This window comes from Microcystis sp. LE19-195.1E (assembly GCF_027532095.1).
Classification (GTDB): domain Bacteria; phylum Cyanobacteriota; class Cyanobacteriia; order Cyanobacteriales; family Microcystaceae; genus Microcystis; species Microcystis aeruginosa.
This window is the reverse complement of the sequence record NZ_JAPZSZ010000089.1, coordinates 1-8,333: the sequence shown is the minus strand read 5'-3', so window position 1 is coordinate 8,333 and position 8,333 is coordinate 1. Positions and strand designations below refer to the sequence as shown.

The following is an 8,333-nucleotide window of genomic DNA, read 5'->3' as shown; positions in this document are numbered from 1 at the left end:
AACAGTCCAATGTGATCAGAAAATGAAAAAAGAATTAAAGAGTTATGTCAAGAGTTAGGGCAATGTCTTTAGGAACAATCCCAAGTTGAGAAATTTAATAACTTGGCAGAGATAGAAGAGACTGTTAGAGATTTAATGATTCAGTATGTCAACCCAGAAATCGGTATTTTTTTGTCAAAACAAGCACAGGAGAAACGGAGAAATCCTGATATGTAGCCTATACTCAGCGGATTTAGTATCACTTAAAACTCAAATCTGATAACTGATAACTGATAACTGATAACTGTTACTTATCTGGGGTCCTCTATGGTAGCGGGATTAGCAGTATTGGGAGTCTTGCTGGTGAACATTTGTATCAGACTAAAACCGACAAAAGCGAGTAAGGCTATGCCACCAATAGTAGTAACAATTTTACCCAGGAGATTTTCTGTGCGGGGTTCTTCGGGGGCATCCTCGTTGGGATCCTCCGAATGGGCAAAACGATTGTAGAGGAAATCGAGGGCTTCATTGCGGAGTTCGTAGTAACGGGGGTCCTCGGTGATTTGGGAACGAACCCGGGGACGGGCAAAAGGCATCTTTAACACCTCACCGATTTTAGCGCTTGGGCCGTTGGTCATCATCACCAAGCGATCGCACAAGAACAAAGCCTCATCGATATCGTGGGTAATCATCAACACAGTTAACTGGTGTTCTTGCCAGATTTTCAGCAATTCTTCCTGTAATTCCTCTTTGGTGATCGCATCTAAGGCCCCAAAGGGTTCATCGAGGATGAGGACTTGGGGACGAATGGCCAGGGCGCGGGCGATCGCTACCCGTTGTTTCATGCCTCCCGATAATTGGGGAGGTTTTTTCTGGGCTGCTTCTGTCAATCCCACTAGGGATAGATTTTCTTCCACAATCTTCACCTTCTCAGCCTGAGATTTTTGGGGATAAACGGAATTAACCCCGATATAAACGTTCTCAAAGGCAGTTTTCCAGGGCAGAAGCGAATAATTTTGGAACACCATCATCCGGTCCGGCCCTGGTTCCTTAACCTCTTTATCCTGTAGCAGCACTTGCCCACGACTAGGAGAAGAAAACCCCGCCACCATATTTAAAAGGGTCGATTTGCCGCAGCCGGAGTGACCGATAATGCAGACAAATTCCCCCTCATTGACTTGCAGCTCCACACCGTCTAAAACGGTGTAAACCCCTGCTTGAGTGGGGTATTCTTTGGCAACATTACTAACTAATAAAAAAGGCTGGGTGGTGGTGCTGGAATTCACGGTCTTATCGGTAAAAGTTTGCATATTCGTCCTAGATTTATTTTAAGGTGGGCTTTGCCCACCACAACGATTAATTCGGGTCTGCTGAAAAAGTTTTTCGTGGGGTGTGGGGTGTGGGGTGTGGGGTGTAGGGTTTTAGCGATTTTCATCTGGTCAATTACCTAATTTTCAGGGAAAAAGTCCCTGAATTTTCCCCCCGATCACTCCCGCAAAAGTCTAAAAGTTTTACCCAACAAGGTTTTTAGATTTATTCAGCCAACCGTTAATTAGCGACAGGATCATCGAGGAGAACTTCCGAGACGCGATAATCGCGACGGATCGAAAAACGTTCCAGATAGCCAATCGGATCGTCGGGATTGAAAATAAGATGATCAAAGAGGGCGAAACTGTGGCGATCGGGTTCCAAATCGGGAAGGCCCAGGGACCTGCAAGCTTCGCCAAACAGATCGGGACGACGGACGCGTTCAATCACTTCCACCCAGTTGCGGGGGAAAGGCGCGTAACCCCAACGGGCAAGCTGAGTTAGGGTCCATAGGGCTTCACTCCGGCCTGGACAGTTAGCTTGATCGACGTAAAACTGATTAAATCGGAATAGGGCTTCGGGGGCAGTTCCTAAACCGCGATCGTAACCATCGAGGAAACCGGGGCGGATAATTGCCCTATCCACGCCCACATACTGGGGCTGACTGAGAATATTGACGATTTCTTCTCGATTACGCCGATCGTCGCAGTATTCACAGGCTGTAATTAAAGCTTTCACCATGGCGATATGGGTTTCGGGATGTTTCGCCGCCCAAGTTTCCTTGACCCCGAGGACTTTTTCCTGGTGTCCGGGCCAAATATCAAGATCGGTGGCGATAACGTAGCCTAATTTTTCCTGAACGGCGTAGGAGTTCCAGGGTTCCCCCACACAATAACCGTCGATCTTACCCGCTTTTAGTAGGGAAACCATTTGAGGCGGCGGAATTACGGTTAAATTCACATCACTATCGGGATCGATGCCGCCACTAGCTAACCAGTAGCGTAACAGCAGATTGTGCATGGAGGCGGGGTGAACCATGCCGAAAGTGGCGATTTGGTCGGGACTTTGCAGGAGGGCCTCCTTTAAGTCCTCCAGTTTTTCTACCCCCAATTCCCTGTATTTATTGCTGAGGGTGATGGCGTTACCGTTGCGACCGAGTACCAAAGCGCTAATCACGGGGACAGAGGGCTTATTGCCGGCCCCAATGGTCATGCTGAGGGGCATTCCCGCCACCATCTGGGCCGCATCGAGACGACCGGTAGCTATTCCTTGGGCGATCGCTTTCCAGTTGGGTTCCCGTTGCAGGATAACATCCTCTAATCCTTCCTCGGCGAAGAAACCTTTCTCTTTGGCGATAATAATCGGGGCGCAATCGGTGAGGGGGATAAAACCGATGGTGGGATTGGTTTTCAGTCGGGTAGCTTGGCCGATCACCGTCACCGCTCCCGTGGGTTGACCGACTTTCTTCGCTCGCTTCTGTTGGTTGAGGAAATAAACGATCTCGTTACGCAGGGAGTAGTAACTGGGGTGATTAACCACTTCCAAACGATGCCGGGGTCGGGGAATGGGAACATCGAGAATCTGACCGATATGGGCCTCCGGTCCGGTGGTTAACATCACCACTCGATCGGATAATAATAGCGCCTCATCCACATCGTGCGTGACCATGATACAGGTAACGTGGCTTTCCTCGACGATTTCCATCAAACGTTCCTGTAAATTGCCTCTGGTTAACGCATCTAGCGCCCCAAAGGGTTCATCGAGTAGCAGGACTTTTGGCCGTAGGGCTAAAGCGCGGGCGATCGCTACCCGTTGTTTCATGCCTCCCGATAATTCTCCCGGTCGTTTGTTGGCGGCATGGCGCAGGTGTACCATATCGATACTATGTTCGATGACACTTTTGCGTTCAGCGGCCGGCAGATGACGCAGCACACGGTTAACTCCTAGGGCGATATTTTCCCGGACGGTTAACCAGGGCAGCAGCGAATAATTCTGGAACACCACCATGCGATCGGGACCGGGGTCTTTAATTTCTCTTCCCTCTAAAATCACCCCCCCCACCGTGGGGCGATCGAGTCCGGCGACCATATTTAAGAGGGTGGATTTCCCGCAACCGGAGTGACCGATTAAAGAGATAAATTCCCCTTTAGTAACGCTGAGATCGATATTTTTTAGGGCGATATATTGACGGCCATCGGGCAGAGGGAAAACCTTATCAATGTGATCGACTTCAATAAATGCAGACATTTTCAGTTATCAGTTATCAGTTATCAGTTATCAGTTATCAGATGTGAGTTTTTAGTTTACTGTTTACTGTTTACTTAAAAAGCTCCCCACACCCTGCCCCCACCGAAAAATTTTTTGCCGCAAACCCTATTTATTTTCTTCGGGTACAACTAATTTAGCGATGTAGGCCATGAGGCGATCGAGTAGGAAACCAACAATACCCACATAAATCAGGGCGAGGATAATTTCACTGATCATGGAACTATTCCAAGCATCCCAGATAAAGAAGCCAATTCCCACGCCACCGATCAGCATTTCCGCCGCTACAATCGCCAACCAAGATAAACCGATACCGATTCTTAATCCCGTGAAAACGTAGGGAACGGTGGCGGGAAAAAGAATATTGAAAAAGTATTCAAATTTGGATAATTTCAGCACTCTAGAGACGTTTTTATAGTCTTGGGGAACCTGCTGTACTCCCACGGCCGTGTTAATAATAATTGGCCAAATTGCTGTAATAAAAATTACAAATATGGCACTAGGTTCGTTATTACGAAAAGCCGCTAGGGAGATGGGTAGCCAAGCTAGGGGGGGAACGGTACGCAGGATTTGAAAAATCGGATCGATCGCATCATAAACTAGGGCGCTACTACCGATTAAAATTCCTACGGCGATGCCGACAATAGCGGCAAGGGTAAAACCGACGGCCACCCGTTGTAAACTAGCGAAAATTTGCCAGAATAACCCCACATCCGTGCCACCATTATTGAAAAAGGGATTAATAATTAATTCCCAGGTCTCACTAACCACTTTGGTGGGACTAGGAAGGGGGGCATCGGGACTAAAACAGAGAATTTGCCAGAGGAGAAGGAAAATTAATAAAGCAATCGCCGAAGTTGCTAGTTTGGGTAATTTTTTTTGCAGGTCTTTTACCCATTTCGGACCTTGAGAACGACGAGAAATAGAAACAGCCATAATCAGTTATCAGTTATCATTTATCATTTATCAGTGGTTGAGTGGTTCAGTTATCAGTTATTAATTACCAGCTATCAGAAAATCATCTTTAACTGTTGACTGGTTACTGATCACTGCTCACTGATTTAAACCTTTTTAATCTTGAGAGATTTCAGGTAAGCGGTGGGATTTTCGGGGTCAAAAGTAACACCATCAAAGAAAGTTTCCACACCGCGAGAGGTAGAGGTGGGAATTTGAGCAGCCGGAACATTGAGGGCTGTGGCGGCTTCTCTCCAGATATCTTCCCGGTTAACTTTATCCACGAGGGCTTTGATGTCTGTATCGGCGGGAATATAGCCCCAACGGATGTCTTCAGTCACAAACCAAGTATCATGACTCTTGTAGGGATAGGAAGCGTTATCAGCCCAGAATTTCATGGCTACGGGGCTATTTTCGATTTTGCGACCATCACCGAAATCGATATTACCCTGCATTCTTCCCAAGATATCGGCGGGGTCAATTTTCAGCCATTCCCGTCCTGCAATAATCTCACACATTTCCTTAACATTAGCGGGATCATTGCACCATTGTTGCGCTTCCAGAACAGCCATGGTTAAAGCTTTTGCCGCTTTGGGATTTTTATCTACCCAATCGGCGCGTAAAGCGAAGGCTTTTTCAGGGTGATCCTTCCAGAATTCTCCAGTGATCAGGGCAGTGTACCCGAGGCCTTTGGAGACGATTTGGGCGTTCCACGGTTCGCCGACACAGAACGCGTCCATGGTGCCGACTTTCATATTGGCCACCATCTGCGGCGGGGGAACGACGATGAGGGAGATGTCATTATTGGGATCGATGCCGCCCGCAGATAGCCAGTAACGCATGAACAGGTCGTGGTTGCCCCCCGGAAAGGTGACGGCAGCTTTCATTTCTTTGCCGGCAGATTTCGCTTTGGTGAGGGTTTCTTTGAGTTTAGAACTGTCGAGGTCGAGTTTTAAATCTGCGTGGGATTTGGAGATCGATATCGCCTGACCGTTGGTATTCAAACGCGCCAGAATATACATCGGTACGGGCTGTTTGGTAATTTTGCCCAAGGTCATTAGGTAGGGCATGGGGCTGAGGATGTGGGACCCGTCGATACCGTTTCCCGCAGAACCTAATTCGAGGTTATCCCGGGTTGCAGCCCAAGAGGCTTGTTTCATCACCTGTACATCGGGCATCCCGTGTTTAGTGAATAAACCTTTTTCTTTAGCAATAATTAAAGGTGCAGAGTCAGTCAGGGCAATAAAACCTAGTTTAGCGGTGGTGACTTCGGGAGTTTCTCCACCGGCAACGGGGGAAGCGGCAGGACTGCCGGCCGGGGAGGGACTGGTCGCGGTATTATTGGGAGTGGCGCAACCGTGGAGAATTGCTGTTCCTACGGCAGTTGCCCCGGCAGTGAAGATAAATCTACGTCTAGAAAGTTTACTCATGGACTAAAAAATCGTGATTAGAAACTAAACAAAGGTGATGAAACGGTGAAAAATTCTCATTACTTCCCCTAACTGACTGCGGTGATAACCGAGAAAATTTCTTGAAAGTAACTGTTGATTCAGTAAGGAGGCTTTAACTATTTTTATCTCTCGATCGCTTTTGCTTCTCCATCTAGGGAGATTTAGCAATGGTTTTTGTCTAAGAGATTTTTTCCGGAAGCATAACAGTTTTGAGGAGTCGATAGATAGGGGCGGTTTTTGGTCATCTGGGCTAGAAAGATCACTTTATTTGAGGGTTATCACCGAAGCAATTAACTTAAATTTACAGTCTTCAACGGGAAAGATAGTATAGATTGTTACAAAATATTGTCAGCCATGTCATAAAAGCATAAAAATTTGTCTGAAACGCATGGTGGGGCGATGGGGGTTTTTTAGCTATCTTGACTCAGTTATCAGATTTGAGTTTGCCGTTCACTGATTACCGGTTAATGTTTACCGATTACTGAAAAATCGCCGCAAGTATTAGCGACGCGACCAGCTTGAGACAATCTCTGTTATGCTTTGGAACTTGCCAAGAGCAAAAGCATATTATGATCGATCGATGTTTCCCCTTGATTAGATGCTTAGGGATATTGTCAATAGTGGGAGTTAGTCATCTGTGCCTATTTGATCGTTTGTCTTGATCACGATACTTTTAATCCTTCTGTCGCACCTATCCCAGACTCTTATCAAAAACTGGCTCTCCAGGAAAGGGCCGAAAAAATCTCTTAAATAACCTTCAATTATTCTACAGCGTTTTATCTGTTGTCATTTCATTTTAAGATGGCTCAAAGTTTCCCCGTTCCTCACTATCTTTCGGGTTTACTAGGCTTTTAGAACGGTTTTATGACTTTGATTGTTTACGATATTTGCTCTGTCTTTGGGATGACTTTTGCTGGTCTGCTGCCGAGATTGACACAAGAGAGGTAAAATCGACTCTGTGGGGATGCTTTAACCGGCATCTCTGTTTTTTGACAGGGGAAGATTTAACTGCCCCGACAATCGATCGAGTGTTAAACCTAAGCCGCTAAACTGAAAATAGCTGCTTGCCCTTGCTTCTTATCGGCCAGATTGTAAAATAATGCAAATTTATCTTGACTATAGCGCCACTACCCCCACTCATCCCCAAGTAATCGAGCGGGTTGCCACTATTCTCCAGCATCATTGGGGCAATCCCTCCAGTTTACACACTTGGGGACAGGATACGGCGACAGTCATCGAAATGGCCAGAGAACAGGTGGCAGGGTTAGTTAATGCCAATCCAGACCAGATTATCTTCACTTCTGGCGGCACAGAAGCCGATAATTTAGCGATTATCGGGGTTGCTCAACAGTATAACCGCCCCCGTCATATTATTATTTCTAGTGTGGAACATTCGGCGATCGCTGAACCCTGTAAACAATTAGAGCAGCAAGGTTGGCAAATTACTCGTCTTCCCGTCAATCGTCAAGGTAGGGTCGATCCTTTAGACTTAAAAGCCGCAATTCAAAGCGATACGGTCTTAATTTCCATTATTTACGGACAAAGCGAGGTGGGAACCCTACAACCGATTGAAGAATTGGGCAGCATTGCCAGAGAAAGGGGAGTTCTTTTTCACACCGATGCGGTGCAGGTGGCGGCAAGATGCGATATTGATGTGCGAAAACTGCCCGTAGATTTATTATCTCTTTCCAGCCATAAAATTTATGGAATGCAAGGATCGGGAGCTTTATACGTCAGAGCGGGTGTCGATATTCTACCATTACTGCGGGGCGGTGGTCAGGAAAAAGGTCTGCGATCGGGAACCCAAACCGTACCAGCGATCGCTGCTTTCGGTTTAGCGGCCGAATTAGCCCAAAAAGATTTAATTAGCGAAAAAATGCGTTTAATGGCCTTGCGAGATCGATTATTTGACCTCTTAGCCGATTATCCTTATCTGCTGCCCACGGGAGACCGATTCTATCGTTTACCCCACCACGTCAGCTTTATTGTCCGTCCGGACGATGACAGTCAAATCACGGGAAAACAGCTAGTTCGTCAGCTTAATTTAGCAGGAATCGGTATTAGTTCTGGAGCCGCCTGTCATAGTGGCAAACTTTCCCCTAGTCCAATTTTAAAAGCTATGGGCTACAGCGATCGAGAAGCATTAGCGGGAATTCGTTTAACCCTGGGAAGGGACACCAGCGCGGCCGATATCGATTGGACGGCTCTAGTATTAAAACAAGTGATCGATCGCTGTTTATCGAAAATTTGGGTTAAAACCCCGTCCTTTTAGGACGGCTTTAAGCTACAATGGAAAAAGCGATAACCAAGCTAAAAACTGAACCTTGACAACAGATAGTAGGGGGTTTTGTTCAGAAAAGAATTCAAATTCGGCCT

At 46.7% G+C, this 8,333-nt stretch carries 6 protein-coding genes and 1 pseudogene; 2 read left to right on the top strand and 5 right to left on the bottom strand.

Annotated features, from left to right (window positions below; all coding sequences use genetic code 11):
- Positions 1–33 precede the first annotated feature (33 nt).
- Positions 34–197, top strand: a pseudogene (locus O9300_RS05635) (ISKra4 family transposase); the annotation flags it as partial.
- Between the two features lie 93 nt (positions 198–290).
- On the opposite strand, the gene O9300_RS05630 reads toward O9300_RS05635, so the two are convergent.
- The 5 genes from O9300_RS05630 to O9300_RS05610 all read right to left on the bottom strand — a co-directional run bounded on the left by O9300_RS05630 (position 291) and on the right by O9300_RS05610 (position 5,936).
- On the bottom strand, positions 291–1,289 hold the full coding sequence (locus tag O9300_RS05630; protein WP_287970500.1) for a nitrate ABC transporter ATP-binding protein: 999 nt from the start codon (positions 1,287–1,289) through the stop codon (positions 291–293).
- Positions 1,262–1,414: a hypothetical protein gene (locus tag O9300_RS05625; protein ID WP_287970502.1), complete on the bottom strand. Its 153-nt coding sequence runs from the start codon at positions 1,412–1,414 to the stop codon at positions 1,262–1,264. Before O9300_RS05625 ends, O9300_RS05630 begins: the two co-directional genes overlap by 28 nt.
- Before the next feature lie 113 nt (positions 1,415–1,527).
- Positions 1,528–3,534 (bottom strand): ABC transporter ATP-binding/substrate-binding protein, encoded by a 2,007-nt coding sequence (locus tag O9300_RS05620; protein ID WP_287970497.1) that lies wholly within the window; start codon positions 3,532–3,534, stop codon positions 1,528–1,530.
- 126 nt (positions 3,535–3,660) lie between these two features.
- Positions 3,661–4,488: a nitrate ABC transporter permease gene (ntrB, locus tag O9300_RS05615; RefSeq protein WP_287970495.1), complete on the bottom strand. Its 828-nt coding sequence runs from the start codon at positions 4,486–4,488 to the stop codon at positions 3,661–3,663.
- A 125-nt stretch (positions 4,489–4,613) separates the two neighbouring features.
- Entirely contained in the window at positions 4,614–5,936 is a 1,323-nt protein-coding gene (locus tag O9300_RS05610) for a CmpA/NrtA family ABC transporter substrate-binding protein (protein ID WP_287970493.1), read from the bottom strand.
- Between the two features lie 1,120 nt (positions 5,937–7,056).
- Here O9300_RS05610 and O9300_RS05605 point away from each other — a divergent pair.
- Complete coding sequence (locus tag O9300_RS05605) at positions 7,057–8,229, top strand: cysteine desulfurase family protein (protein WP_287970492.1); 1,173 nt, start codon at positions 7,057–7,059, stop codon at positions 8,227–8,229.
- The last annotated feature ends 104 nt before the right edge of the window (positions 8,230–8,333 follow it).

Excerpts from the sequence above, each read along its gene's own strand:
- O9300_RS05630 (WP_287970500.1), bottom strand. The coding sequence starts at position 1,289 with ATGCAAACTTTTACCGATAAGACCGTGAATTCCAGCACCACCACCCAG.
- O9300_RS05625 (WP_287970502.1), bottom strand. The coding sequence starts at position 1,414 with ATGAAAATCGCTAAAACCCTACACCCCACACCCCACACCCCACACCCC.
- O9300_RS05620 (WP_287970497.1), bottom strand. The coding sequence starts at position 3,534 with ATGTCTGCATTTATTGAAGTCGATCACATTGATAAGGTTTTCCCTCTG.
- ntrB (WP_287970495.1), bottom strand. The coding sequence starts at position 4,488 with ATGGCTGTTTCTATTTCTCGTCGTTCTCAAGGTCCGAAATGGGTAAAA.
- O9300_RS05610 (WP_287970493.1), bottom strand. The coding sequence starts at position 5,936 with ATGAGTAAACTTTCTAGACGTAGATTTATCTTCACTGCCGGGGCAACT.
- O9300_RS05605 (WP_287970492.1), top strand. The coding sequence starts at position 7,057 with ATGCAAATTTATCTTGACTATAGCGCCACTACCCCCACTCATCCCCAA.